Annotated in this window: 22 protein-coding genes; 14 read left to right on the top strand and 8 right to left on the bottom strand. The window is 61.0% G+C overall.

Annotated elements, in window-relative coordinates; all coding sequences use genetic code 11:
• Positions 1-61 precede the first annotated feature (61 nt).
• The 5 genes from ilvD (at position 62) to R3F07_19335 (ending at position 4522) form a co-directional block, all read left to right on the top strand.
• Positions 62-1759 carry a dihydroxy-acid dehydratase gene (gene ilvD / locus R3F07_19315; protein MEZ5278540.1) on the top strand — a complete coding sequence of 566 codons (1698 nt, stop codon included), beginning with the start codon at positions 62-64 and terminating at the stop codon, positions 1757-1759.
• 134 nt (positions 1760-1893) lie between these two features.
• Positions 1894-2664 (top strand): hypothetical protein, encoded by a 771-nt coding sequence (locus tag R3F07_19320; protein ID MEZ5278541.1) that lies wholly within the window; start codon positions 1894-1896, stop codon positions 2662-2664.
• Positions 2665-2670: 6 nt separating this feature from the next.
• Positions 2671-2826: a hypothetical protein gene (locus R3F07_19325; GenBank protein ID MEZ5278542.1), complete on the top strand. Its 156-nt coding sequence runs from the start codon at positions 2671-2673 to the stop codon at positions 2824-2826.
• A gap of 41 nt (positions 2827-2867) precedes the next feature.
• Complete coding sequence (gene rsmI, locus R3F07_19330; GenBank protein ID MEZ5278543.1) at positions 2868-3578, top strand: 16S rRNA (cytidine(1402)-2'-O)-methyltransferase; 711 nt, start codon at positions 2868-2870, stop codon at positions 3576-3578.
• Positions 3575-4522 carry a phosphatase gene (locus R3F07_19335; protein ID MEZ5278544.1) on the top strand — a complete coding sequence of 316 codons (948 nt, stop codon included), beginning with the start codon at positions 3575-3577 and terminating at the stop codon, positions 4520-4522. The genes rsmI and R3F07_19335 overlap by 4 nt, the downstream gene beginning before the upstream one ends.
• 4 nt (positions 4523-4526) lie before the next feature.
• On the opposite strand, the gene R3F07_19340 is transcribed toward R3F07_19335, so the two are convergent.
• From R3F07_19340 to lpxK, 4 genes are all read right to left on the bottom strand, one after another.
• Positions 4527-5513, bottom strand: coding sequence for an RluA family pseudouridine synthase (locus R3F07_19340; protein ID MEZ5278545.1), 987 nt, complete (start codon positions 5511-5513; stop codon positions 4527-4529).
• Positions 5514-6488 (bottom strand): adenosine deaminase, encoded by a 975-nt coding sequence (locus tag R3F07_19345; protein ID MEZ5278546.1) that lies wholly within the window; start codon positions 6486-6488, stop codon positions 5514-5516.
• Positions 6489-6649: 161 nt separating this feature from the next.
• Entirely contained in the window at positions 6650-7762 is a 1113-nt protein-coding gene (locus R3F07_19350) for an aminopeptidase (GenBank protein MEZ5278547.1), read from the bottom strand.
• A 52-nt stretch (positions 7763-7814) separates the two neighbouring features.
• Positions 7815-9026 (bottom strand): tetraacyldisaccharide 4'-kinase, encoded by a 1212-nt coding sequence (gene lpxK / locus R3F07_19355; GenBank protein MEZ5278548.1) that lies wholly within the window; start codon positions 9024-9026, stop codon positions 7815-7817.
• A 223-nt stretch (positions 9027-9249) separates the two neighbouring features.
• Between lpxK and R3F07_19360 the strand changes: the two genes are divergently transcribed.
• The 3 genes from R3F07_19360 to R3F07_19370 all read left to right on the top strand — a co-directional run bounded on the left by R3F07_19360 (position 9250) and on the right by R3F07_19370 (position 13311).
• On the top strand, positions 9250-9603 hold the full coding sequence (locus R3F07_19360) for an aspartate 1-decarboxylase (GenBank protein ID MEZ5278549.1): 354 nt from the start codon (positions 9250-9252) through the stop codon (positions 9601-9603).
• Positions 9604-9659: 56 nt separating this feature from the next.
• Complete coding sequence (locus R3F07_19365; GenBank protein ID MEZ5278550.1) at positions 9660-10688, top strand: alanine--glyoxylate aminotransferase family protein; 1029 nt, start codon at positions 9660-9662, stop codon at positions 10686-10688.
• A gap of 88 nt (positions 10689-10776) precedes the next feature.
• Complete coding sequence (locus tag R3F07_19370; protein MEZ5278551.1) at positions 10777-13311, top strand: DNA topoisomerase 3; 2535 nt, start codon at positions 10777-10779, stop codon at positions 13309-13311.
• Between the two features lie 13 nt (positions 13312-13324).
• Here the strand turns inward: R3F07_19370 and menB are convergent, their stop codons facing one another.
• From menB to metG, 4 genes are read right to left on the bottom strand one after another with little or no spacing between them, the layout of a single operon-like run.
• Positions 13325-14158 (bottom strand): 1,4-dihydroxy-2-naphthoyl-CoA synthase, encoded by an 834-nt coding sequence (menB, locus tag R3F07_19375; GenBank protein ID MEZ5278552.1) that lies wholly within the window; start codon positions 14156-14158, stop codon positions 13325-13327.
• 53 nt (positions 14159-14211) lie between these two features.
• Entirely contained in the window at positions 14212-15972 is a 1761-nt protein-coding gene (gene menD, locus R3F07_19380) for a 2-succinyl-5-enolpyruvyl-6-hydroxy-3-cyclohexene-1-carboxylic-acid synthase (GenBank protein MEZ5278553.1), read from the bottom strand.
• Between the two features lie 40 nt (positions 15973-16012).
• Entirely contained in the window at positions 16013-17461 is a 1449-nt protein-coding gene (locus R3F07_19385) for an isochorismate synthase (GenBank protein ID MEZ5278554.1), read from the bottom strand.
• A 39-nt stretch (positions 17462-17500) separates the two neighbouring features.
• Positions 17501-19045, bottom strand: a complete 1545-nt coding sequence (metG, locus tag R3F07_19390; protein ID MEZ5278555.1) for a methionine--tRNA ligase — start codon at positions 19043-19045, stop codon at positions 17501-17503.
• A 271-nt stretch (positions 19046-19316) separates the two neighbouring features.
• Between metG and R3F07_19395 the strand changes: the two genes are divergently transcribed.
• The 6 genes from R3F07_19395 to R3F07_19420 are packed head-to-tail and all read left to right on the top strand — an operon-like array spanning position 19317 to position 25003.
• Positions 19317-19865, top strand: coding sequence for a type II secretion system protein (locus tag R3F07_19395; protein ID MEZ5278556.1), 549 nt, complete (start codon positions 19317-19319; stop codon positions 19863-19865).
• Position 19866: 1 nt separating this feature from the next.
• Entirely contained in the window at positions 19867-20544 is a 678-nt protein-coding gene (locus R3F07_19400) for a type II secretion system protein (GenBank protein ID MEZ5278557.1), read from the top strand.
• Positions 20545-20546: 2 nt separating this feature from the next.
• Positions 20547-22649: a hypothetical protein gene (locus R3F07_19405; protein ID MEZ5278558.1), complete on the top strand. Its 2103-nt coding sequence runs from the start codon at positions 20547-20549 to the stop codon at positions 22647-22649.
• A complete protein-coding gene (locus R3F07_19410; GenBank protein MEZ5278559.1) occupies positions 22646-23299 on the top strand; it encodes a hypothetical protein in 654 nt (217 codons plus the stop codon). Before R3F07_19405 ends, R3F07_19410 begins: the two co-directional genes overlap by 4 nt.
• A gap of 40 nt (positions 23300-23339) precedes the next feature.
• Positions 23340-24149 (top strand): ABC transporter ATP-binding protein, encoded by an 810-nt coding sequence (locus R3F07_19415; protein MEZ5278560.1) that lies wholly within the window; start codon positions 23340-23342, stop codon positions 24147-24149.
• Positions 24146-25003, top strand: coding sequence for an ATP-binding cassette domain-containing protein (locus tag R3F07_19420; GenBank protein ID MEZ5278561.1), 858 nt, complete (start codon positions 24146-24148; stop codon positions 25001-25003). Before R3F07_19415 ends, R3F07_19420 begins: the two co-directional genes overlap by 4 nt.
• The last annotated feature ends 190 nt before the right edge of the window (positions 25004-25193 follow it).

The raw sequence follows: 25193 nt of genomic DNA on the forward strand, positions 1-25193 counted from the left end.
ACCGCAGGACCGGTTCGCCGCATTGACGTGCCCGGAAATCCAGAAGATCAAGCCCTTGACAATGAACGAAAACGACAGAACCCGGACCTATTCCGCCATCGTGGTGGACGGCGATGACCGCGCTCCCAACCGATCCATGCTGCGGGCGGTCGGCTTCACGGACGAAGATTTTGCCAAGCCCGTAATCGGGATTGCGTCGACCTGGAGCATGGTCACCCCCTGCAACATGCATATCGACGAACTGGCCCGGGAGGCCGGTCGCGGGGTCGATGCGGCGTCGGGGAAATCCATCATCTTTGGAACCATCACCGTCTCCGACGGCATTTCCATGGGGACCCCGGGGATGCGCTATTCGCTCGTTTCCCGCGAAGTCATTGCCGACTCGATCGAAACGGTGGCCGGTGCCGAGGGATTCGACGGTCTCGTGGCCATCGGCGGGTGCGACAAGAACATGCCCGGCTGCGTCATCGCCATGGCCCGGATGAACCGTCCGGCCGTCTTTGTCTACGGCGGCACCATCCTGCCCGGCATCCATCGCGAGAAGCCGGTCGACATCGTCTCGGTTTTTGAAGCCGTCGGCCAGCACGCCAACCGGAAGATTGATTCGGACGAACTCAAGGCGATCGAATCCTGCGCCATTCCGGGCGCCGGTTCGTGCGGAGGCATGTACACCGCCAATACCATGGCATCGGCCATCGAAGCCATGGGGATGAGTCTGCCCAACAGTGCCTCCCAACTTGCCGTTTCCAAAGACAAACTGACCGATTGCGCCAACGCCGGCGCCGCCGTCCTTGAGTTGATCCGCAGGGGTATTCGCCCGCGCGACATCATGACCCGCCAGGCGTTCGAGAACGCCATCACGGTGGTCATCGCCCTTGGTGGCTCGACCAATGCCGTACTCCATCTCCTCGCCATCGCCCACGCCGCGGACGTTGAGCTCGGCATCGACGATTTCACGCGGATCGGGAAGAATGTTCCGGTTCTCTGCGACCTGAAACCGAGTGGCAAGTACGGGATGTCCCACCTCTCCGCCATCGGAGGCATAACCCCGCTGATGAAGACGCTGCTGGATCGGGGTCTACTCCACGGAGACTGCCTGACCGTGACCGGCAAGACCCTCGCGGAAAACCTCGAGAAGGTCGGAGCGTATCCCCAGGGTCAGGACATCGTGATGCCGTTTGATCACCCGATCAAACCGGACAGCCATCTGCGCATCCTCTACGGCAACCTCGCCCCCGAGGGATCCGTGGCCAAGATTTCCGGCAAGGAGGGCCTGACTTTCACCGGCCGGGCCATTGTTTTTGAGTCTGAGGAGGCAGCCCTTGCCGCCATCCTCGACGGCACCGTGCAGAGCGGCCATGTCATCGTTATCCGCAACGAAGGCCCCAAGGGAGGGCCGGGAATGCGCGAAATGCTCGCCCCGACCTCCGCCGTGATGGGCCGCGGACTCGGCAAGGAAGTCGCCCTCATTACCGACGGCCGATTCTCCGGAGGCAGCCACGGATTCGTGGTCGGCCACATCACCCCGGAAGCCTGGGTCGGAGGGCCGCTCAGCCTGGTCCGGAACGGGGACGAGATCACGATTGATGCACGGGTCAACCAGCTCAACCTCTCCCTGACGGAAGAGGAATGGACGAAACGCCGGGCCGCCTGGCGACAGCCCGCACCCAAGGAAACCCGGGGGGCTCTGGCCAAATACGCCGCGCTGGTCACCTCGGCCTCCCTCGGCGCAGTCACCGACCACGATCTCCGGATTTGATCTTTCCCAGTGCGGATACAGCCGGACCACCGACTCACATCACGTCCTTGACTCCGGGACAGAGGTGGTGAGTCTCTTCGTTTCCGACCACGGGGATCCACCATTCCTATGACCAAGAGACAGTCTCCAAGGCTATGAAGCAATCTGTCCTGCTCCCATATCTGGTTGCCATAGCCGGCCTGGTCAGCCTCGTGGGACTCTACCTGTGGCACCGCAACATCCGCCTGGGTCTGGAACAGGAATTGGAGTCAAGGTCCTTCGACTTGAAACAAAGCCGGGATTTCATCACGGACATGAGGATCGAGCGCGATTCCCTGCGTCACCAACTGCAGATCATCGAAGATGAAACCTCGGAGTCCAAGGGGATGAATGTCTCCCTTGACGCACGAAATCGGCAGCTCGCCCGTGAAATCGCCGAAGCCCGGACCCTGATCCAGGCGCATGAACGCACCAACGCCCGCCTGAACAGCGACGTGGCCCGGGTTAAGCGCGAGTTGATCGAAATGAAGACGGCTTCCCCGCTCAACGAAGAGGACTACCAGAGCCTCGTCACCCGTTACGAGACGATCATTGACGGCCTGAATGCCCGCATCCTCACTCTCGAGAATGAAGCCGCCGCCCGCTCCAACCCGGCCGGCGCACCTCCCCTGCCCGACCCGGAAGAAATCGCTCCTCCCGGACTCAGGGGCACCGTGGTCCAGGTCGGACCGGGCTCCTCCTTCGTCGTTCTCGATATCGGTGTGGACGAAGGAGCGCTCAAGGGATTGCACATGTTCCTGCGCCGCCGCGAGCGAACCGTCGCACGCGTGCAGTTGACGGACGTCCGCACCGGCTATAGCATCGCTCATATAATGCCAGAATTTCCCGTCGGCACTGTCATCGTCGGCGATATCGCCACCCGTTGATCCATTATGAAAGTCCTGAAGACCTTATTCATCCTTTCTCTCCTCGCCCTCGTCGGGCTGGCCGTCACCGGCTGCACCACCATGGACGAACCGTCAGACACCTCCGTTCCATGGAGCCGTCCCCAGGAATGGGAGCAGAAGGCGCCCGGCATGGGCATGTGATGCCCGGGTGAACCGGACCTCATACTCAGGCCGGCCTTCCCGTGGCACACGCCCTCAAATCTCCCGAACCCGGCCGACTCTATGTGGTCGCCACTCCGATCGGCAATCTTGGCGATCTGACGGAGCGCGCGCGTCACCTGCTTGAAACAGTCGACCTGATCGCGGCCGAAGACACCCGGACCACGGCCAAGCTCCTGCGCCATCTGGGGGCGTCGACCCCGCTGGTGGCCTATCACGAGCACAATGAGCAGGCCAAAGCCCTGGAATTGGCCGACGCCCTCAGGGCCGGCAAGTCGATCGCCCTCGTCAGCGACGCCGGCACCCCGGGAATCAGCGATCCGGGCTTTCGCCTTGTTCGGGAATGCCGCCGACAGGGATTGCCGGTGGAAGCGGTGCCCGGACCGTGCGCCCTCACCGCCCTCCTGAGTGTTTCGGGGCTGCCCACCCATGGTTTTCTCTTTGTCGGATTCCTCCCGCCGAAGACCTCCGCCCGGCGGACCTTTTTCACCAGACAGGCCGACTCCCCCTATACCCTGGCCCTCTACGAATCGTGTCACCGCATCCTCAAATGCCTCGACGATATCATCGACGTCCTGGGAGATGAGCGCCTGGTCTGCGTGGGCAAGGAGTTGACCAAGATGCACGAAACCGTCCTCACCGGCGAGGCCCGAACCGTCCGCGACACGTTGGCCGGGCTCGCGATCAAGGGCGAATTCGCCGTGCTGGTCGCGCCAGCCTCATTCAGCCTGTGACCCCTTCCGACAGAAGGCGCAACCGCGTCGCCGTCATCGACATCGGGAGCAATTCGATCAAACTGCTCGTCGCTGAACGCACCGCTCCCAACCGGCCTCTCACCGTGCTGCGGGAGGCCACCGAGGAGACGAGGATCGGGGCCGGTATCTCCCGCTCAATCCCCGAGCTCCTCGAATCGGGGATCACACCCGGTCTGCAGGCCGTCCGTCGCCTTCATGATGTCGCCTGCACCCATGACCCGGGAGAAATCGCCCTCACCGCCACCAGCGCCGTTCGTGACGCTGTGAACCGCGCGGAATTCGCCAAGCGGCTGGAAGCCGATCTCGGCCTTCCGCTACGCATCCTGACCGGGCGCGAGGAAGCCCGATTCATCGCCCTTGGGATCCGATGCGATCCGGATCTGCAGGACCTGACCGACTTCTATCTCTTCGATCTGGGTGGAGGCAGCCTGGAGACCCTGGCGATTGAGGAAGACCACCTCCGCCACGTTGACAGCCTTCCTCTTGGTTGCGTTCGGCTGACCGAGGTATTCGTGCCCGACCGGGAAGCCCCGTTTTCGAAGATGCAGCAGGAACAGGTGGCCAACCACGTGCGTTCCGTGCTCCAAAACGCCCGCTTCGCCTTCGATCTCGCGGCGAACACCCGGACCGTGATCACGGGCGGCACGGCCGCCATCGCACGCCTGCTCGCTCCCTCGGACGAATCGACCCATCCCTCCCGGGTCAATCGACAACAGCTCGACCAGATACTCCAGGACATCAGTCCGCTTCCCCTTGAACGCCGACGGCGCTATCCCGGATTGCCGCCGTCCCGTGCGGATGTCTTTCCGGTGGCCCTGGTCACCCTCATGACCGTTCTCGATATGGGGCGGATCGGGGAATTCCAGCACTCCTTCTGCAATCTGCGCTACGGTGTTGCTTGGGAGATGCTCTCCGCAGACTGACGGTTCACGAGTCCAGGGCCGCCAGAACTTCCCGGAAATCCTCCGGGAGCGGAGCCTCGACCACAAGGTTATCGCCGGTCATCGGATGGGCAAACTCGAGGAGCGCCGCATGGAGCATGACCCGTGGGATTCGGATCGGATCCTCAGGCCTTGGTCGAAAACCGTAGACCCGGTCTCCGAGGACCGGGTGCCCGATCGCACTGAGGTGGACCCGGATCTGATGCGTCCTTCCAGTATGGATACGACAGCGCAACAGACTGAATCTGCCCTGAAAGGTCCTCTCGATCGTCCATTCCGTCAGGGAAGGACGTGATCGACCCTGTTGCCCGGTGGTCATGCGGTGCCGCTCGGTCGGGTGACGGGAAATGGCCAGGTCGATCCGTCCTTGCAGAGTTTTCGGGATTCCCCGGATCAGGGTCAGGTATTCCTTGCGCAGGCTTCGTTGGGCGAATTGCCCGGCCAGCCCCCGATGGGCTGCATCGGTCTTGGCCACCACCAGCACCCCGCTGGTCTCCCGGTCCAATCGGTGGACAATTCCCGGCCGTTCGACTCCGCCGATCCCGCTGAGTTGTCCCCGGCACAGTGCCAGAAGCCCGTGAACGAGAGTATCCCCACGGGTTCCCGCCCCCGGATGCACGGTCAGTCCGGCTGGTTTATTGATCACGAGAAACTCGCGATCGTCGAGCAGCACCTCCAGATCGAGATCGATCGGCTCCAGGGCGGAAGGTGTGGGCGGAGGGAAGGTAATGGTGATCCGGTCACCTGCCCGAACCCGGTCGCTCTTGGAAAGGACCGCACCTTCCCGCCGGACCAGACCCTCCGCCAACAGGCGCTGAAGACCCGCCCGGCTCTGGCCTGGAAAGGCAGCGACAAGGGACTTGTCCGCCCGCTGGTCCCGGGTGCCTTCCGGCACCTCGAATCCCAATTCTCCGATCGGCTCGGCGCCGGGATCTGCCGATGGCCCCGCCGCGACATGCTCGGGATCCGTCATCTAGGCCAGGGCGTTTTCCAACACATCCAGTTCAGCCATGGCTTCGGCCCGGAGAACCTCCGAAATATCCGCCACCTCAAAGCCGTTTCGGGCAATCCGGATCAGCTCCGCGCGAGTGAAGCCGAGATCCCGGGCAAGTGCCTCGTATTCCTCACTCAGGGTGTTTCCAAATGAAAACGGATCATCCGTGCTGACTGTGCAGCGGATACCGGCATCAAAGAGCTGCCGGATGGGATGTTCCCGCAGAGATGGGACCACGCCCAATTTCAGATTGCTGATCGGACAGATATCAAGCGTCGCACCGACCTCGCCCAACAGTTCGACCACCGCCGGATCCTCCACCGATCGGACGCCATGCTGAACCCGCCGCACACCGAGTTCCTCAATGACCTGGCGGACGTTGCCCGCCCCGCCAAACTCACCGGCATGCGCCTTGGTCACCTTCCCGGCGGCGCGGACTTCCCGCCAGACCGGCGCCGTCCAGGCCTCGAGATCCCACACCTCGACACCATGAAGATCAACCCCGGCCAGGTGTTCCCATCGATGAAGGTCGTCGATGATCGGTTTCATGACGGGTGTGTAATTGTTGCGCAGCATGCCGGCGAAGACCCGGACTTCCATGCCGACCGGGGCCGCCGACCGGATCGCATCGACAATGGCCGGACCCGGTATGTCGAAGTACTCCACGATTCCCAGATGAAAGCTGGTCTCCACATAGCGGACGTTCCGGTTCCGCAATCCCTCGAAGATGATCGAGGCCGCCTCATGGTAACGCTCGGGAGAAGTGTACCAGAGTATGGCATGATCGAGCAGGGTTTTCTCAAACTCCTCGAATGAAGGATAACGGAAATCATCGGCCCAAAACGGCGGATTCTCGCGAAACCGCTCCGGCTCGAGTTTCTGGATCAGTCTGTAGGAAGCGCCCCTCGATATGGAGGTGGGTTTCCGTCTTTGGCAGGCGTCGGATGAAGGAATGGAGGTCCGGCCGGTCGTTCATTTCGAAGAAGCAACAGGGTGCACAGGATTCGTCGCAGCGGCTGGCCGCAGATGTCCAGCCCAACCCGGTCCGCGGATGGCAGGGCGTAAAGTCGCCGGCGCACCGTCAAGGCAAACAATGGTATTTCTCCGGAATTCCATCAGGCGACCAGGTATTCGGGATTCAGTTTCCGGAGGCCCGCCGGAACAAAGAGCCCGTCCTTGCGGATCAGTTTTCCGTCGAAATAAACTTCACCACCTCCGTGATCAGGCCTCTGGATACAGACAATATCCCAGTGGACCTGGCTTCGATTGCCGTTGTCGACCTGCTTGTAGGCCTGGCCGGGAGTGAAGTGGAAGGAACCCGCGATCTTCTCGTCAAACAGCGTATCCAGCATCGGCTCGCGGATATGCGGATTGAAACCGAGGGAGAACTCACCGACATACCGTGCCCCCGGATCGGCATCAAGGATGGCGTTGAGCTGGTCGGTGCGATTGCTGGTGGCCTCAACGATTCTTCCCTTGCGGAAGACAAACCTGATGCCGTCAAAGACGACACCCCGGTAAAGGGACGGCACGTTGTACTGAATCACTCCCTCGACGCTGTCGCGAACCGGGCAACTGAAGACCTCTCCGTCGGGGATATTGCGAAGCCCACCGCAGGAAACCGCCCCAAGTCCCTTCAGGGAAAAACTCAAATCCGTTCCGGGGCCCACGATCCGGACCCGGTCGGTCCGCGTCATCAGGGCGTTCAACGCCTTCATTCCCGCCGCCATCCGTCCATAATCAAGGGTGCAGACCCGATAGAAGAAATCCTCGAAGGCCTCGGTCGGCATCCGAGCCTGCTGGGCCATGCTCGATGTCGGCCAACGCAGCACCACCCATTTGGTGTGATTGACCCGCTGATCCTGGACCGGCCGCATCAGCCTCGAGATCATGTTCTGCCGCTCAACCGGCACATCGCTCATCGTGAAGGTGTTTTCTGAGCCCCGCAGCGCGATATAGGCATCCATCTTCTTGAAACGATGAAGGTCGAGAGCGGCCTTCGCACGGATCTGCGCTTCAGTGGCCTGAAGGGAAAGCGCACGAGTGATCGTTCCCCGCGTGATCTCGACATGAGGATGAGCCCCGCGGCGCCGAGCGGCCTCGATCAGGGAGACCACAATCTGATCAGGGACGTCCTGTGCCTCGATCAGAAGATGCTGGCCGGCCTCCAGACGAGTGGAATGACCGACGAGAACCTCGGCCAGTCTGTCGCAACGGGGATCTTTCATAATATACGCCGACAATCTGGACGGGGCGCCGGATAAGGCAAGTGGAGACGGCTCAACCAGCCCGGTCGCGGCGTCCACTCCCCTGCTGCTCGGGAAAGCAGATCCGCGACACCGCTTTCTCGAAATCCGCATCTCCACTGAGAATATCGATCTCAAGGCGAAGGAAGTAGAGGGGGATGGGAAAGTGATGATTCGGGTCAATCCGGACTGCATCCTTTTCCGTCGTTACCAGGAAATCCAGGCGCGCCTCCTGAGCCTGGTCAAAAATATGGTCGAGTTCGCCGGGACTGAACCGGTAGTGATCGAGAAACCGGCGGGTATAGAGAAGCTGCGCTCCGAAATCCCGTAGAAAAGCCTCAAAACTGTCCGGGGCGGCAATCCCGCTGAAGGCCCCCACCCGCCGACCTCGCAGATAATCAAGGTCGCGGCGCAGTGGACCATTGACCTCCTGAAGATACTGCGGTCGATGGGCGCACTCGATGATGTCGACAGCCGGATGGTGGCGTCGGATCAGTGCCTCGAGTTCCGGGTCGGGAGTCCCATCGGACTTGGTCAGAAAAACATAGGAGGCCCGTTTCAGGTGCTTGACCGGTTCCCGCATGATCCCCCGAGGCAGCAGACGCCGGTTGCCAAACGGATTCGTCTTGTCGACAAGAAGCAGGTTGAGACGCCCTTTCAGCGGCAGGTACTGAAATCCGTCATCGAGAACAAGGGTGTCGCAGCCGAAATTCCGGATCGCATATGATCCGCTCTTTACCCGATTCTTGTCCACCAGGACAATCACCCCGGGCAGATTCCTCGCCAGCATATAAGGTTCATCTCCGGCCTGATCACTGTCCAGGAGAACCTTCTTCCCGTCGCTTACAATCCGGGGGGGCGGGGGTTTCCCGCCTGTCACGATGGTGCGCCAGAGTCGCCGGTAAAGTGGTTCGGCCCGGCTCTTGTAGCCACGGCTGAGAATCGCAACCTTGCGCCCCCGCTCGGCCAGGGAACGGGCGAATTTCTCGACGACGGGCGTCTTGCCGGTGCCCCCAACCGTCAGGTTTCCGACAACCACGACCAGGCAACCAAGGTGCTGGTCATGAAGGATTCTCTGGCGATAGAGCCACAGTCGCAGTTGGACAATTCCACTGAAAAGGAGCGAATTGGCGTGGAGGAAGGCTTTGAACACGGCCGCCCGCTTACCCCGCCGACGTTCGAAAATCACGTCGATGGTGTACTGCTCAAACACCTGCAGGCTCTTTTTAAGTCTGCTCAGGAGCATCCGCTAGGTTCGACCATTTTCGATTGAATAACCCTTTTATGACGCGACTCTTACACAAAACCATCCGATCTTTCGAGCCCGATGTGCGCAAGAGCCTCAGGATTGCCTGTTGACGCCGGGGGACGGATTCTGGTTTTTTTGGCCTTTTGCGCAATTCCTGTCACCATTAATCTTAAGACCGTCCTCAACGACATCCTTCAAAAGGCACCTTATGATGATCACCATGGTCAAGTCCAAGATCCACCGGGCTGAAGTGACCGATCGCAGCCTCAATTACGAAGGCAGTCTCGCCATCGCAGCGGACTTGATGAAGGAAGTGAACCTTCATCCCTACGAAAGAATCCTTGTCGGGAACATGGCCAATGGACAGCGCTTTGAGACCTACGCAATCGAAGCCCCGGCCGGCTCCGGCACCATCAGCCTGAACGGAGGAACCGCCCACCTCGGCGGAAAAGGCGACCTCCTGACCATCATGTCGTTCGGCTTTTTCCGTGAAGACGAAGTCGCCGGTCACCGACCGAAGGTCATCGTCCTCGCCGACCACAACACCCGTATCATCCGAAAAGGAAAAAAGTGAGTCTTCGTCTCTACATTCCCGGCCCGGTCCAGGTTTCTGACCGCACCCTCAAAGCCATGGGAACCCCCCCCATGGGGCATCGCAGCGCCGATTTCGTCGCTCTTTACCAGTCGATTCAGCCCCGCCTGCAGGAGCTCTTCGGAACTAGGGACCCGGTATTTCTCAGTACCAGCAGCGCCTGGGGTGTGATGGAAGGATCCGTCCGCAACCTGACGAAAAAGCGCGTTCTCAATTGCATGAACGGTGCCTTTTCCGACAAATGGCACAACGTCTCGCTACGATGCGGTCTTGCCGCGTCGCCCCTGCAATTCGATTGGGGCCGACCGGTCGACCCGCAAGCCCTTCGTCGGGAACTCGCGACCGGTCATTATGATGTGGTCACCCTGATCCACAACGAGACATCGACCGGCACGATGAGCCATCTCGATCAGATAGCAGAGGTCCTGCGTGAGTTTCCGGATGTCCTTTCCGTGGTGGATGCCGTCAGTTCCTTCTCCGCCCTCCCCATTCCCAAGGACGAACTCGGCATCGACGTCCTGCTTACCGGATCGCAGAAAGCCCTCGCCCTGCCTCCCGGTCTCGCCCTGTTCTCGCCGTCCGAACGGGCCCTCAAGCGGGCCGCCTCCGTCTCCAACCGCGGCTACTACTTCGACTTCATCGAGTTCCTGCAGAATCACGAAAAGGGAATGACTCCGTCGACTCCGGTAATCTCCCTGATCTTCGCCCTGCAATCCAAATTGGGCGACATCTTCACTGAAGGTGTCGAAGCCCGCCATTCACGCCATGCCCGCCTCAACGGGATGATTCATGGCTGGCTCGAACGCCGCGGCTTCCGACTATTCCCGGACAAGGCCGATGCCAGTGTCACCCTGTCCTGTGTCGAAAATAATCTCGGGATCGATGTGGCCGCCATGAACAAGGTCCTCAAATCCCGCTTCGAATGCATCATCGACGGAGGCTACGGCAAGTTGAAGGGCAAGACCTTCCGCATTTCCAACATGGGCGACGAAACCGATGAAACCATCGGCCGATTGATCGGGTATCTGGACGCTTCTCTCGACGAGGTCTTGACCGCGAAGGCTTGACAAAACCCCGGACGCATCAACTTACGGAAGGTTTTTCCGATTGATGTTTTCCCGGCGGTGCCCCCCGCTGCCGGGCCGCCGACCCGTTATGAAGACTCTGATAATTGCCGAAAAGCCGAGCGTTGCCACCGATATCTGCCGAGCCCTCGGCAAATTGCCCAAGAACGGCGACTTCTACGAAAACGACCAATACGTTGTCTCCTCGGCAGTCGGTCATCTGGTCGAGCTGGCCATGCCGGAGGATTACGACAAGAAGCTGGGTTTCTGGCGGCTGGCTGATCTTCCGATCGTGCCCGACAGCTTCGAGTTGAAGCCGATCGAAAAGACCAAGAAGCGTTTTCAGGAACTCAAACGCCTGCTCAACCGCAAGGATGTCGGCGACGTCATCAATGCCTGCGACGCCGGCCGTGAAGGCGAACTGATTTTCAACTACACCTACAAACTCTCCAAGTCGAAGAAGCCGGTCCGCCGCCTCTGGATGTCGTCGATGACCTCCGCCGGAATCCGCGAAGCCTTCGAACACCTCCGCTCCGATAAGCAGATGAGGCACCTCGCCGACGCCGCCCGCTGTCGCTCCGAGGCGGATTGGCTGATCGGGATCAATTGCACCCGCGGTGCGACCAAACGGATGTTCGGTTCGAGGGCGGGCAATGTGGCCGGGGTTGGCCGCGTACAGACTCCGACCCTCGCCATCGTCCACGAGCGGGAGAAGCAGATCCGTGCCTTCATCCCGAGGACCTATTTTCGGGTGGTCGCCGAATTCGGCCTCAAGGCCGGTTCCTATGAGGGCGTCCTTCAACGCGCCGATTTCAAACGGGGCGGCACCGACGATCAGGACCGGATTGACCGGATCTGGACCCGGGCGCAGGCCGAAGCCGTGGCCACCGCCCTGGGCAACGCAACCCATGCCCGGGTGCAGGACGAAAAAAAGCGGACCACCCAGGCCGCGCCCCGCCTTTACGACCTGACCACCCTCCAGCGCGAAGCAAACAACCGCTTCGGTTATCCCGCCCGGAGAACGCTCCAGATCGCCCAGGCTCTCTACGAGCGCCACAAGATGATCACGTATCCACGAACCGACTCGAAGGCCCTGCCCGAGGACTATATTCCGGTCTGCCGGGAAGTGCTCAACGCAATGCAGGGAGACCTCGCCCCCCACGCCAGGCTTGTCCTCGAAAACGGCTGGGTACGGCCAAACAAACGGGTTTTCGACAATGCGCAGGTCAGCGATCACTTTGCCATCATCCCCACGCCGGAGAAGCCGAAGAAGCTCGGAGAGGAAGAAGCCAGGATCTTCGACCTGATCGCCCGTCGCTTCATCGCGATTTTTCACCCTTCCGCCCAGTTCGACGTCACCACCCGCCTGACCCAAGTTGAGTCCCATGCCTTCAAGACCGAAGGCAAGATTCTGGTCGAGCCCGGCTACCTCGCCGTCTATGGACGCGAACTGAACGACGAAAACGGACACCTTCCTCCAGTCAGCCCCGCAGACGGGGATCCCGCCCGGGCCCTGATCCGGAATCATCGGATCGATGAGGAAGCCACTCGACCGCCCCCGCGTTACACCGAGGCGACCCTCCTCTCCGCCATGGAAGGCGCAGGCAAACTGGTCGACGACGACGATCTCGCCGATGCCATGAAGGAAAAGGGACTCGGCACCCCGGCCACCCGGGCCCAGGTCATTGAGCGCCTCATCAACGAGAAATACATGGATCGGGATCGGAGGGACCTCGTCCCGACCGACAAGGCGGACCGACTCTTCTCCTTCCTCACGTCGATCGAAGCCGAAGCCCTGACCCGCCCCGACCTGACCGGTGAATGGGAATTCAAGCTCCGCAAGATCGAACACGGTGAGCTCGATGGCGACACCTTCATCGCCGAAATCGCCAAGCTTACCCGGGAATTGATCGAGCGGATCAAGGCCCCGCAGCCCGATAGCCTCACCGACATCATCTGCCCGACCGATGGGAAGCCCATGTTGGAGAACTTCAACCGCTATATCTCCCAGGATGAAAAGCTGACGGTTTACAAGACGGTCGGTGGCCGGAACATTGATCCCGAGGAGGTCAGGGAACTCGTCGGCAAGTGCCGGACCGATGAAATCGGCGAGGACGAAATCCGCTCGACCATCGGGCCGCTCAAATTCCGCTCCAAGCGTGGAACCGACTATTTCGCCCGCCTCACCATCACTTCCGAATACAAGGTCAAGATGGCGCTGGATCGCAGGGAAGGCGACGAAGGCGGCATCGCGGTGGGCCCGGATGCCGAACCGGTCGGCACCTGCCCGATCACCGGTGGTGACATCTTTGAGCTGACGTCGGCCTTTGTCGTCCGGGTCAAGAAAGACGGTGAAGACACCTTTCCCTACAAGCTGAGTCGGCAGATCCTGAGCAAGGAACTCACCCTCGAGAACTTCATGACCATGCTCAGAAACGGAAAGACCGATCTGATCAAGGGGTTCATATCCAATCGCACCAAGCGACCGTTCGATGCCTTCCTCGTCCTGAAGGAAGGAGGACGAAGCAGTTTCGAATTCCCGCCCCGCGCTCCGAAGAAACCGGGTAAAGCCGGTGGTGCAAGAAAGAAGGCGACCGTCCAGACGGCCGACGCGGCCGAAGAATAGGGCTTCCGCCCTCTCAGGGCAGCCAGGGATACCGCCGAAAATCCGGTTTCCGCTTCTCGAGGAAGGCGTTCTTTCCTTCGGCGCCCTCTTCCGACATATAGTAGAGGAGCGTGGCGTTGCCCGCCAGTTCCTGCAGACCGGCCTGGCCGTCGGTGTCCGCGTTGAACGCGGCCTTCAGGCAACGAATCGCCAGGGGGCTTTTTTCGAGGATTTCCCGGGCCCATTTAACCCCCTCGGCTTCGAGTTGCGCCACCGGAACCACCCGGTTGACCAGCCCCATGTCGCGCGCCTCCGCCGCACTGTATTGCCGGCACAGATACCAGATTTCCCGCGCCTTCTTCTGGCCGACAATTCGCGCGAGGTAGCTCGAACCGAATCCTCCATCGAAGCTGCCCACCCTGGGTCCGGTCTGTCCGAAAATCGCATTGTCGGCCGCAATCGTCAGGTCGCAGATGACATGCAGGACGTGCCCGCCACCAATGGCGTAGCCCGCGACCAGCGCAATGACCACTTTGGGCATGGAGCGGATGAGCTTCTGCAGATCAAGGACATTGAGACGGGGCACCCCATCATCACCGACATAACCCGCGTGTCCTCGGATGCTCTGGTCGCCACCCGAACAGAAGGCATACTTCCCGTCGGTATGGGGTCCGGCCCCGGTCAGGAGCACCACCCCGATCGTGGGATCCTCCCGGGCATCGCAGAACGCATCGTACATCTCGAAGACGGTCTGCGGTCGGAAGGCGTTGCGCTTTTCCGGACGATTGATCGTCACGCGGGCGATCCCGTCCCATTTGTGATAGAGGATATCCTGATAGGTTTTGACCGATTTCCATTCCGGAGACATGCCGGTATTAAACGGTCCCCTTCTCCGCGCGCAAGCACCCGGATGAATCCGGTTCAGGATCCCCTGCCCGTCCCGCGAAAGAGGTTCCTGAGATTCCGGGCGTCCGCTTTCCGGTCGGTCCGGACTTCCAGAAGTCGGATGCCCGGTTCCGGCCGGGCCCGGACTGCCTGCTCGAGTTCCGATTGAGACCGGATTCGCCGGTATCCAATTCCGTGGGCCGCACTCAGACGCTCAAAATCCACCGTTTGCGGGGTGGCGAAAAACGTCTCGAAGGGAGGCTCAAACGCCGCAATCGGCAGATGCTCGAAAATTCCTCCCCCATCATTGTTGATCAGGAGGATGGTCAGACTGCCCCGAAACTGCGGGCGGCAAAGGAATCCATTGGCGTCGTGCAACAGGGCGAGATCGCCGGTCAAGAGCCAGGTCGGGCGGCCTCCGTGGGCCAGCCCGAGTGCCGTCGAGAGTGTTCCGTCAATCCCGTTGGCGCCACGGTTGCAGAAAAAGCGATGGCCTCGACCGGCCGGCCAGAAGTATTCCACATTGCGGATCGTCATGCTGCTGGCGGCAAAGACCACCGTTCCCCGGCGGAGGCATCTGCCGACCGTCCGGATAACAGAGCTTTCAAAGGGAAATGCCGGCGCGGCAAGCCCCCGGGACAGGTGCCGTGCCGCCGTTCGCTCGGCCTTGAGCCAGGAGGCACACCACGCGCCCTCGCCCGCCCTGCCCGATCCGGGAACACGAAGGTCTCCGGCCCGGCCGCGCAGGTGGATCGAGCGCCCATGGCCGGGGTCCAGATTACGATCGCCGGGATCAACAAAGACAATCCCCGCATTCGAGGCCGCCAGCCAGCCGCGAAGAGCCTTGCTGGTCGGGAGCGGGCCGAAACTGATCACGCAATCCGGTTTCAGGAAATCGCGCGAGCCGGCGTCGCGAAAAATCCGGTCATGGGAGATCACCACCGGATCACCGTTCTTTCTGTATTGCCGGACCGGAGACACCCCGTCCGCGAGGACCGGCCAACGCAACCGGCGGGCAAGCTTGAGGATGGCGAGGGCGTGGGTCTCCGGATTCTCGACCACACCCGGACCATCGATGAGGACCCCCCGGGTCCGGAGGAATCCGGCCGGAAGCCGGACCGTCCCAGCGGCCGCCGGCGGGACCTCGGAGAGATGCGTAAAGAACCCCCGCGAAGGGCCGAGGAAGTCGCAGGTCACGCCGTTTGCCTCCGGAGTCGGTTCGAGGGGATCCCGAAAGGGCAGATTGAGATGGACCGGCCCGGCCACCGGATCAAGCGCCCGCCTCCAGGCCTGCGCCACCGTCTGCCGGACGTATCGCAGTCCCTTCTCCGATGCATCCGGCACACCCATTTCGACCTGCCAGCGTGGGTAGTCCCCATAGAGCTTGACCTGATCGATTGTCTGACCAGACGAACATTCCCGCATCTCCGGCGGGCGATCCGCCGTCAGAACGATCAGAGGGACCCCGCTTTCCCGTGCCTCGATCACGGCCGGAAAATAGTTCGCTGCCGCCGTACCCGAGGTGCAGACGAGAACCACCGGACGTCCGGTCCTCCGGGCCAGACCAAGGGCAAAGAAACCTGCAGACCTTTCGTCGAGCACCGGTATGGCCTCGATCCCGTGATGTCCGGCCAGGGCCACGGTCAGAGGCGTCGATCGCGATCCCGGCGAAATGACGGCAAACTCCAGACCACGGCGGTGTAGGGTTTCCGCCAGCACCCACGAGGCGGCGGCGTTGGGATTGGGGAAGGAGGTCACGGCAATCAGGCGGAAGGAGGCATCCAGCAATCGGATCATGGGCAACCCGATCGAAGGGATGGTAAGCGGCCCGAATCAATCAAAGCACGCCCAGATTGTCGAGAAGCGCCCGCAGTTTCAGTGAAGTCTCCCCGTACTCCCTTTCGGCGTCCGAACCCTCGACAATACCGGCACCGGCATAGGCCCGGGCCTTTGAGCCGTCGATCAGGGCGGACCGGATGGCCACGACAAACTCCCCGTTCCCATCGGCATCGATCCATCCGAGAGGTCCGGCATAGAGGCCGCGCGAAAAGGGCTCCAACTCGGCGATCCGCCGGCAGGCCGCATCGCGCGGAGTCCCGCCGACCGCCGGAGTCGGATGCAGTTCCTCGACCAGGCGCAGGAGATCCAGCCCGTCGGGAAGTTCGGCTTCGATCGGCGTATGAAGGTGCTGGACGTTGGAAAGCTGAAGAACCCCCACCCTCATGGTCTCGTCAATCTGAATACCGAGATTCCCGAGCCGTCGCCGGATGGACTCCATGACCAGGCGTTGTTCTCTCAGATCCTTCTCGCTGCGAAGCAGGTGGCGCACCTGGATGGCGTCCTCCAGTGCGGTGTTCCCTCTGCGGGCCGACCCAGCCAGCGCCTCGGTGCGGATGCGCCTGCCGGACAGGCTGACCAGCCGCTCCGGAGTGGCTCCGATGAAACTCTGGCCCCGACCGTTGGCGACCGAGAAGGAAAAACAATCGGGGTAACTCACCCGCAGACGATTGAGAGCCGCCAGGGGATGCAGATCTGTTTCGGTCTTCAGATCGACCGCCCGGGCCAGCACGATTTTCCGATACAGACCCGCTTCGATATCCGAAAGAGCCCGGATCACCGAGGCCGCATAACCGCCCGGGGGGCCCACGTCGACCGGATCCCAGGCGGTGCCCGCGATCGAGGGCACGTCGGGCCGGGAGCCGGCAGGATCACGCGGTGAGGTCTCCCCGAAAGTCCGGAAACGACCATGCGCACGCCAGATCCGTCCGGCCAACGCTTCCAGATCCGAATCGACCTCCACCAGGCAATTGGCCACCGCAGAAAATCGGTCTCCCATCCGGACGACCTGCCACCGAGGGACAAACACGGTGGCCGGTGGAAACGGTGAAGCCGGATCATCCCCGTCGGCAAAACTGAAACTGCAGAAGAACCGGGGACCGGCCGGCGGGCTGTCCAGGTCACCGGTCGCGATTGTCCGGTCAAAGGTCGCGCGGATGAAGCGCTGGGCATCGCGGAAGCGTTCCCTTCCGGAGAACTCACGCATGATGACGGCCTCGGCGCCGGCCAGGGCCATCCGCCTGGCCGGCTGCTCAAGGTAAAAATGGAGATCACTGGGCTCGTAAATCGACTCCAGAACAGCGAGAGGATCCAGATGGTCCGCATCCAGCGATACGCTGACCAACCGAGCCTGCCCGTCCGAAAGGGCTTCCCTCCGGCAATCGGCAAGGAATCCGATCAGCGCTTCAAGGGATCGGTCGGCCTGCGGGTTGATCGGAATCCTCTTCACGCGATGGATCTGGGTGAACCAATCGGGACGGACCGAAACTCAGGCCTTGGGCTCCCGGGTCTCCGTGCGCGGGAAAAGAATCGTCGGTTCCGCCAGGGTGTTGCCGGCAAGCACACCGGACCAGACCAGTTCCTCGCTCCAGGTGGACTTGCGTTCGTGCCCGAGAAGACTTGCCACCCGGTCCGCTATCCCCGGCATGACCGGTGCCACCAACGACGTCGCCAGACGAAGGGATTCCGCCATCACCGCCAGACAGGTGCCAAGGCGCTCACGATCGAGAGGATCCTCGGATTTGGCCAGCTTCCACGGCGCCCGCTGCTCCGCGTAGCGGTTGATCGACTTGATGAAGGCAAAGGCGCGGTCCAGACCGGTGTGAAACTGAAACTCGCCGTAGAGGTCGATGACTTCATCCCGGGTGCGCTCCCAATGAGCGCGCACCTCGGCTTCCAGTTCGTCGCCGGGAGCCTCCGCCGCCACCCGGCCCTCAAGATAACGTCCGGTCATATTGAGAGTCCGGTTGACCAGATTGCCCAGGTCGTTGGCGAGATCGCTGTTGTAACGCGACTGGAACAACTCCGGCGAAAACTCGCTGTCCTGCCCGACATTCATCTCGCGCGTGACAAAATACCTGAAGGCATCCGCACCAAACTGATCGATCAGGTCCAGCGGGTTGACGACCACTCCCGTACTCTTCGAGAGTTTTCGGCCGGCCGTCAGCCACCATCCATGAACAAGAAGCGACCGGGGAAGCTCGATCCCACAGGCCTTCAGCATGATCGGCCAATAAACGGCATGGGGCGGCACGAGGATATCCTTGCCGATCACGTGGTAGTCGGCCGGCCAATAGCGTTCAAAGCCATCGGTCCCGTAGCCGGCGCCGGAAATGTAATTGGTCAGCGCATCAAACCAGACATAGGTCACGTAATCCGGATTGAAGGGCATCGGGATACCCCAGGAAAGGCGTTCCTTGGGCCGGGAGATGCAGAGGTCGTTGATCGGCTCCTTGAGAAACTCGAGCACCTGCTTGGCGCGAAACCTCGGGAAGATGAAATCCTCGTTGTTCTTCAGGTGTTGGATCAGCCAGTCCTGGTACTGACTCAATTTGAAGAAATAGTTTTTTTCGCTGATCTCGACCACATCGCCGTAGATCTCCGGCCATTCGCCATCCACCCGGTCCTTCTCCTGGAGAAACTGCTCTGCCCGGGCGCTGTAGTATCCCTTGTATTCCGCCTGATAAATCTGCCCCTCGTCGTAAAGCTTCTGCAGCAGCGAAGTGACCACCTTCTGGTGCCTCTCCTCGGTGGTCCGGATATAGTCGTCGTTGGAAACGAGCAGGCGGCGACAGAGGTCCTGGAATTGCCCGGCCGCCTCATTGCAGAGTTCAATCGGCTCGATCCCGCGATCCCGGGCCGACTGCTGCACCTTTTGACCATGCTCATCCAATCCGGTCAGAAAAAAGACATCGTCCCCCATCATCCGGCGGAATCGGGCAATAACATCGGTCAACACCTTTTCATAGGCGTGACCGAGATGGGGAGTTCCGTTGGCGTAATCGATCGCCGTGGTGATATAGAACGTGTTCATCGGACGTGTTTGAAGGGAAACGGAAAACAGTAGACGGGCTGAACCCGGTCGCAACCGCAAAAACCGACCGGCCGGACATCCGATTGCCGCGATGAAGGAAACCCCTCAATGGGGGTGGGCACAAGGATTCAAGGGGTTCTCCCTGCGATCCTGCGGAAACCACTCAGCCCCTGCTAAGCGGCTGTAAATACACCCGGATGCATCGGCAAAACGTTGGATATCAGGGGGCTCGTGCCTTAATCCTGATGGGCAAGTGCCGTTGCTCATACCGATGAAATCTGCTCCAGAATCATGGGCCTCCGGGTCCGGTCGGGTAACTGGCGGCCGGAATTGTCGGGGCATGACGCTCGTCGAAACCGTGGTCGCGATGACTGTTTTCAGCTTTATCGCTGCCGGCGTGATCGGACTCGTCATCCAAAGCCGGCGAATGGCGGAGAGCGCCATCCGCGAAAACACTGCCGCCACCGTCGCCCAGGGCTATCTCGAACAGATCAAGTCCATCGAATACTCGGCTCTTGTCGACGCGGTCGCGGCCCCCGGCACGATCGCCCTTCCGACCAAGACGGATTCGACGACCGACGATCCCATCCTCCTGAACGTTCGCAATCAAAAGACCCTGGTCATCCACAGCTCGGACGCAGGCGTCCCGACCCGCTTCATGCGTTTCTGGATCACACCGACAGCTACGGACCTCGCCGGGACCGGCCGCAAGGCCATCGAATTCACCGCCCTCTTCGAATGGGAAGGCAATGATCGAAATGTCGGAGATATCAAGCGGTCAACCATCCGCTTCGTCCGTTCCTATGTCCCGACCTACTGATATGAAACCCAGGACCCCATCCCAATCCAGCAGCGGCTACACTCTCGTCGAGATCCTCATCACCATGGGGGTCTTGGGATTTCTCTTTGCCGGCCTGATGCCTTTCTTCCTCCAGAGCTCGATCTCCTTCTTTGTCACCGAGCAGAAGCTGAAGGTGAACAATGATATACGGAAATTCACCAACGAAATGGCCAATCAGGCCCGCGAGGCCAATCACTTCATCATTTATCCATCCTTCGCCAACACGGACCGCGATGGAGAGCCCGACCGCCAGAGAGACAATGAATCGGGGGATCTGATGATTCTCATCTACTATGACGCCCCGACCGGATCACCGCCGCTCGTGACCCGTCCGGTCAGCCGGATTGTCGGCTACTATCGGGCAAGCACCGATCCGCTCGATCCAGCCGGTCCGGGGCCGGTGCGGAAATTTGATTCGGACACCGATTCCTGGGGGATTTCATTTCCCAATACGAACGACATCGAAACCCTTCTGCCCGACGAATCCCTCGCGGGCAGTTTCACCCAGGTGGTCGAACTGTCGCGAGGCCTGGCCAACCAGACCCTCTTCTACAATTTCTCAAATCGAAGCATCATGGTAAAGGGGGAGATCCTGCACGGCAACGCAATCAAACGGGTGTCGAACACCTACAATTTCACGGTCTCACCAAGGGGATAAACATGAATTCAAAACGGACCAGGAGATTCAAGGAGAACAGGGGCACAGCCATTGTCGTGGTCCTCATTCTCACCATCGTTGCCTCCATAACCGGAGGGAGCGCGCTCAAGTACTCGATGAATGAGCGCACCATCAACCGCCGTCACTTCCTTCGCCTTGAGGCGAAGAACGCCTCCGAAGCAGTCGTCGAATACGGCTTTTCGGAGCTTGTCTCACGGTTTGAAGGGGTTGCTTCAATGCCCGCTGACGCCTTGCAGACAAATCCCCTGTCGATGCCCGCTTCGGCCTCCACCCTATTCACCTATGGAACCCCCGGGACAAATTGCCATGTCAATCCGGCGAATATGAGCGTCGTTGGATCGATGGTGAATCTGACCCGGGAATACATCGACCCGAGCGACCCGGCCAATGAATTCGATCCGATGAAGGGGCGAACCATGGATCTCTATGAGGTCACGGTCTATGGATCAGCCACGGTGACGGATCCGCTCGGCCCGCCCATAACCTCCTACGCTTCCCAACGGATACAGGCCCGTGATGCCCCGCTCTTCACCCACGCCATCTTCTACAATATCCCGATGGAAATCGCGCCCGGACCCTCCATGGATGTCCGGGGGCCCGTTCATTCGAACAATGACATGTACATCCAGGCGGGATCCGGGCTCAACTTTTATGATACCGTGACCTCGGCCGGAGCCATCAACCACGGTCCCCTGCCCGGAATCGGCAAGAGCACCGACAATGCCGACGTTGCCTTTCGCGATGGCAGCGGAACGCTCGTCAGCATGAATGACGGCACCAACTGGCTGAACAGCAGCATGGACAGCTGGCGGGCCGACTCATCCCAACGCTGGGATGGCTACGTTCAGTCCGCCGCCCACGGTGTCCAGGTTCACAACACCCTTGGCTCCGGCGACTACGTCCCGGATGATCCCTCGACCGCGGCAAACGAGTTGCAGAACCCGGCCCACAGCATTGTCGAGCCCCCCGATACCGCCGCCGCCGGCACAACCATGGAGAACGAGAAGATGGCCAACAAGGCCGGCCTCTACCTCTATGTGGACTCGACCACTCAGAACGTGACCATCTTCAAGAGCGCCGCCGCCCGCAATGCCTATATCAATTCGGGAGACGCCTCGGGGGTGGTCACCTACACCGAGGATCCGACGCGCCCGCTCATCACGACCGCTCCGATTTCCTATGATTCGACGATCACCAACGCAGACGGCTCAGCCTACGCCAACACCGTCCACGACCAGACCTTCTACGATCGTCGTTGGGAAAAGAACGTCGACCTCTACAGCATCGATGTCGGCGTCCTTCGCGAAGCGATCAACGGAACCGGAACCGGTTTCGGCAACTACGACGAAGCCAGCGTGACCGAGAGCACACCCGGCGATTGGAATGGCGTCGTCTATGTCGAGTTGAGCAATCCCAACACCTCTCTCGGCGACACCAGTCGAGCCCCCGCCATTCGCCTTCACAACGGGAAGAAGATTCCCAACCGCAAAGAGGTCGACGCCGGCGGGATCGACGGGTTCAGCCTCGTCACCAACGGCGCCCTTTATGTCCAGGGACATTTCAACGCCAACGGCAGCATCTCCGCGGCGTCTTCGACCACGCCCGACTCGGGCGAAGCACCCGCCGCCGTGATGGCGGACGCGATCAACATCCTCTCTTCCGCCTGGAACGACGGGGATGCCGCACTCAGCCTTAGTGACTCCGGCAGGTTGGCCGCACCGACCGAAATATCGGCAGCCCTTCTGACCGGAAATGTCCCGTCCGATCCCAACGCTAGCGGCAGCACCCGGTACAGCGGCGGAGTCGAGAACTTCCCCCGGTTCCTTGAGAAATGGTCGGGAGTGGACCTCGCCTACCGCGGTTCGATGGTTGCCCTGTTCCAGAGCGAGGTCGCCACCGGCCGATGGGGCAAGAGCAACGTCTACGACCCGCCCAATCGCAATTGGGGGTTCAATACACTTTTTGGATCCGGCACCAGACGCTTTCCGCCAGGAACCCCCAACGTGAGGTCCTTCCGTCGCGTCGATTACCGCGAATTGAACAAATCGGAATTTGACGCCGCCGTCGCAGCGATGACGCCTTGAAGATCAATACCGGACTCAACGTCATGAACTATCGGATGCCCCTTGCCACATTCTTCGCCACCCTGGCGGTCTCCGCCTTCGCGACGATCGCTTCAGCTGCCGGGTGGCCGTCCGCTGCCCGGCCCGTCCTCACCCCAACGGTCACTTACGAGGCCTTCGACGGTGGAGAAATTGAACACCTCACCCTGGACGGCGATGGCGTTCTCTTCCGTACCGGAAACGACGTCACCCTGCGATCGGCCGATCCGGACTCCCAATACTCGATCCTCTTTCAGAGTACCCGCTATCCCGGCGCCACCTTAGGCCTTGCCCTCTTTGGAAAGTCCGAATTCGTCTCCTCCATCGAGAGCAGCGCCTGGAACGCTTATCCCGCAACCCTCAAGGCGCGCTACCCCTTCGAACTGACGATCGTCACCGATCGCCCTCCCGAAGAAACCGCGAAGGGCGTTCCCATCATGGGCGCCCCCTATCGCGAACTCACCTTCAGTTTCAGGATGGAGGAAGAGGGCCCCGTCATGATGCGGCGCGAGACCTTCATCATGATGAAGGACCGGCTTCTGGTGGCTTCCGTTGAGGCGCCCGAGAACTATTTCGAAGCGATGGCTCAAACCATGCGATCCTTCCTCGTCGGCCTGGATCGCCAGAAATAAGCCGTTGCCTTGAACCCGCCCACCGGCCTAGCTGGCCGTGGTGGAAATCGTTGCACAGGCTCCTGTCCTCCTCGACCTGAAGGAACTCACGGTCGCCTTTCCGGGAACCCCGGTTCCGGTGGTCGATCGCATCTCCTTCACCCTTGCCCGGGGCCAGACCCTCGCCCTGGTCGGCGAAAGCGGCGCCGGAAAGTCACTGACCGGTCTGGCCATCCTGCGCCTCATCCCTCCGCCTGGAGAAACGGTCAGCGGATCCGTCCGCTGGAAGGGAACCGATCTGCTCGCCCTGCCCGAATCGGCCATGCGCCGGATCCGCGGCCGGGAGATCGGCACCGTCTGGCAGGAACCTTCCAGCGTGATGAATCCCGCCATCAAGGTGGGAAGCCAGATCGCCGAGGTCATTCGCGTCCATTCCGGGGCATCGCGTGCCGATTCCCGCCGCCGGGCGATTGAATTGCTCGGCCACGTTCGCATCCCCGACGCCGCCAACCGCTTCCATGCCTATCCGGGAGAGTTGAGCGGCGGGATGCTTCAGCGGGTGGTCATCGCCGCCGCCATCGCCTGCCGTCCGGACCTGCTGATCGCCGATGAAGCCACCACCGCCCTTGACGCCTCCGTTCAACGCCAGGTCCTCGAACTGATCGCCGAGCTTCAGCGGGAGATGGGCATGGCCATCCTCTTTGTCACCCATAACCTCGCCCTCGTTGCCGAGATGGCCGACCGGGTCGTCGTCATGCGGGGCGGCCGACTGGTGGAAAGCGCCAGCGTCGAATCACTCTTCACCAGACCGGAAGCCTCCTATACCCGAGAATTGCTCGAGGCGATCCCCCGCCCGTTTGCACAGTCATGAAACCGGAATCGCTTCCCGTCGGGAAACCACCTCCTCTCCTGCGGGCCTCAGGCATATCCAAGACATTCAGGGGACGCTCCGGCGGTCCTTTTTCCCCGGCACGCGGCCGGGTGGCCGCGGTCAACGATGTCAGTTTCGAAGTCGGATTGAACCAGGTGGTCGGACTGGTCGGTGAAAGCGGTTCCGGCAAATCGACTCTCGGACGGTGCATCCTGCGGTTGATCGAACCCGATGCCGGCACCATCCGCATCCACCTCCCCGACGGCCGGAGTGAGGAGATCGCCGCGCTGAGTCAGGCTCGCCTCCGGTCCTTTCGACGGCCTCTCCAGATCGTCTTTCAGGACCCCTACCATTCCCTGAACCCGGCCCGTCCGGTCTGGGAAATCGTCGGTGAGGGATTGATCATCGAAGGCGGCCTGGGCCGCGGGGAAATCCGCGAGCGGGTCGCGGCCATCCTCAAGCAGGTCGGACTGGAGGAAGACCACATGCTTCGCCTGCCCAATGCCTTCTCCGGCGGCCAACGCCAACGAATCGCCATCGCCCGGGCGCTCGTGCTCAATCCCGCCTTCCTGGTCTGCGACGAAGTGACCAGCGCGCTCGACACGCGGACCCAGAAACAGGTCATCGACCTGCTGAGACAGATCCGGCACGAGCGGGGAATCAGCCTGCTCTTCATCTCTCACGATCTCCAGACCGTCGCATCGATCAGTGACACCGTCCTTGTCATGCGCCACGGCCGCATCGTCGAAAAGGGACCACCTGACCGGCTTTTTGAGTATCCTGAAAACGAATACACTAGAACCCTGATCAGGGCGGTCCCCAACCCGGACCCGGTCAAGCGTTCCTTCCGGTAGCCGGAGTCGCCAGAGTGCGACACACGGGTTTCACCCGGTGAGAGAGGCTCGATCAAATACTTGCTGCCCCTCCCGCAATGGCAGACATCAGGGGACCGTGCGTTCCTCTGCTCAAACGACAAGAGGAGCTGATACCAGATCGTTCCCGGATTAGGGAAGTTCGACAAAACTTATGCTTGCACGCCATTTG

Source organism: Opitutaceae bacterium, assembly GCA_041395105.1.
Lineage (GTDB): Bacteria > Verrucomicrobiota > Verrucomicrobiia > Opitutales > Opitutaceae > B12-G4.

Bases quoted from the DNA above. Each gene is read 5' to 3' on its own strand.
- ilvD (MEZ5278540.1), top strand. From the start codon at position 62: ATGAACGAAAACGACAGAACCCGGACCTATTCCGCCATCGTGGTGGAC.
- R3F07_19320 (MEZ5278541.1), top strand. From the start codon at position 1,894: ATGAAGCAATCTGTCCTGCTCCCATATCTGGTTGCCATAGCCGGCCTG.
- R3F07_19325 (MEZ5278542.1), top strand. From the start codon at position 2,671: ATGAAAGTCCTGAAGACCTTATTCATCCTTTCTCTCCTCGCCCTCGTC.
- R3F07_19340 (MEZ5278545.1), bottom strand. From the start codon at position 5,513: ATGACGGATCCCGAGCATGTCGCGGCGGGGCCATCGGCAGATCCCGGC.
- R3F07_19350 (MEZ5278547.1), bottom strand. From the start codon at position 7,762: ATGAAAGATCCCCGTTGCGACAGACTGGCCGAGGTTCTCGTCGGTCAT.
- lpxK (MEZ5278548.1), bottom strand. From the start codon at position 9,026: ATGCTCCTGAGCAGACTTAAAAAGAGCCTGCAGGTGTTTGAGCAGTAC.
- R3F07_19360 (MEZ5278549.1), top strand. From the start codon at position 9,250: ATGGTCAAGTCCAAGATCCACCGGGCTGAAGTGACCGATCGCAGCCTC.
- R3F07_19365 (MEZ5278550.1), top strand. From the start codon at position 9,660: ATGGGAACCCCCCCCATGGGGCATCGCAGCGCCGATTTCGTCGCTCTT.
- R3F07_19370 (MEZ5278551.1), top strand. From the start codon at position 10,777: ATGAAGACTCTGATAATTGCCGAAAAGCCGAGCGTTGCCACCGATATC.
- menB (MEZ5278552.1), bottom strand. From the start codon at position 14,158: ATGTCTCCGGAATGGAAATCGGTCAAAACCTATCAGGATATCCTCTAT.
- menD (MEZ5278553.1), bottom strand. From the start codon at position 15,972: ATGATCCGATTGCTGGATGCCTCCTTCCGCCTGATTGCCGTGACCTCC.
- metG (MEZ5278555.1), bottom strand. From the start codon at position 19,045: ATGAACACGTTCTATATCACCACGGCGATCGATTACGCCAACGGAACT.
- R3F07_19395 (MEZ5278556.1), top strand. From the start codon at position 19,317: ATGAAATCTGCTCCAGAATCATGGGCCTCCGGGTCCGGTCGGGTAACT.
- R3F07_19400 (MEZ5278557.1), top strand. From the start codon at position 19,867: ATGAAACCCAGGACCCCATCCCAATCCAGCAGCGGCTACACTCTCGTC.
- R3F07_19405 (MEZ5278558.1), top strand. From the start codon at position 20,547: ATGAATTCAAAACGGACCAGGAGATTCAAGGAGAACAGGGGCACAGCC.
- R3F07_19420 (MEZ5278561.1), top strand. From the start codon at position 24,146: ATGAAACCGGAATCGCTTCCCGTCGGGAAACCACCTCCTCTCCTGCGG.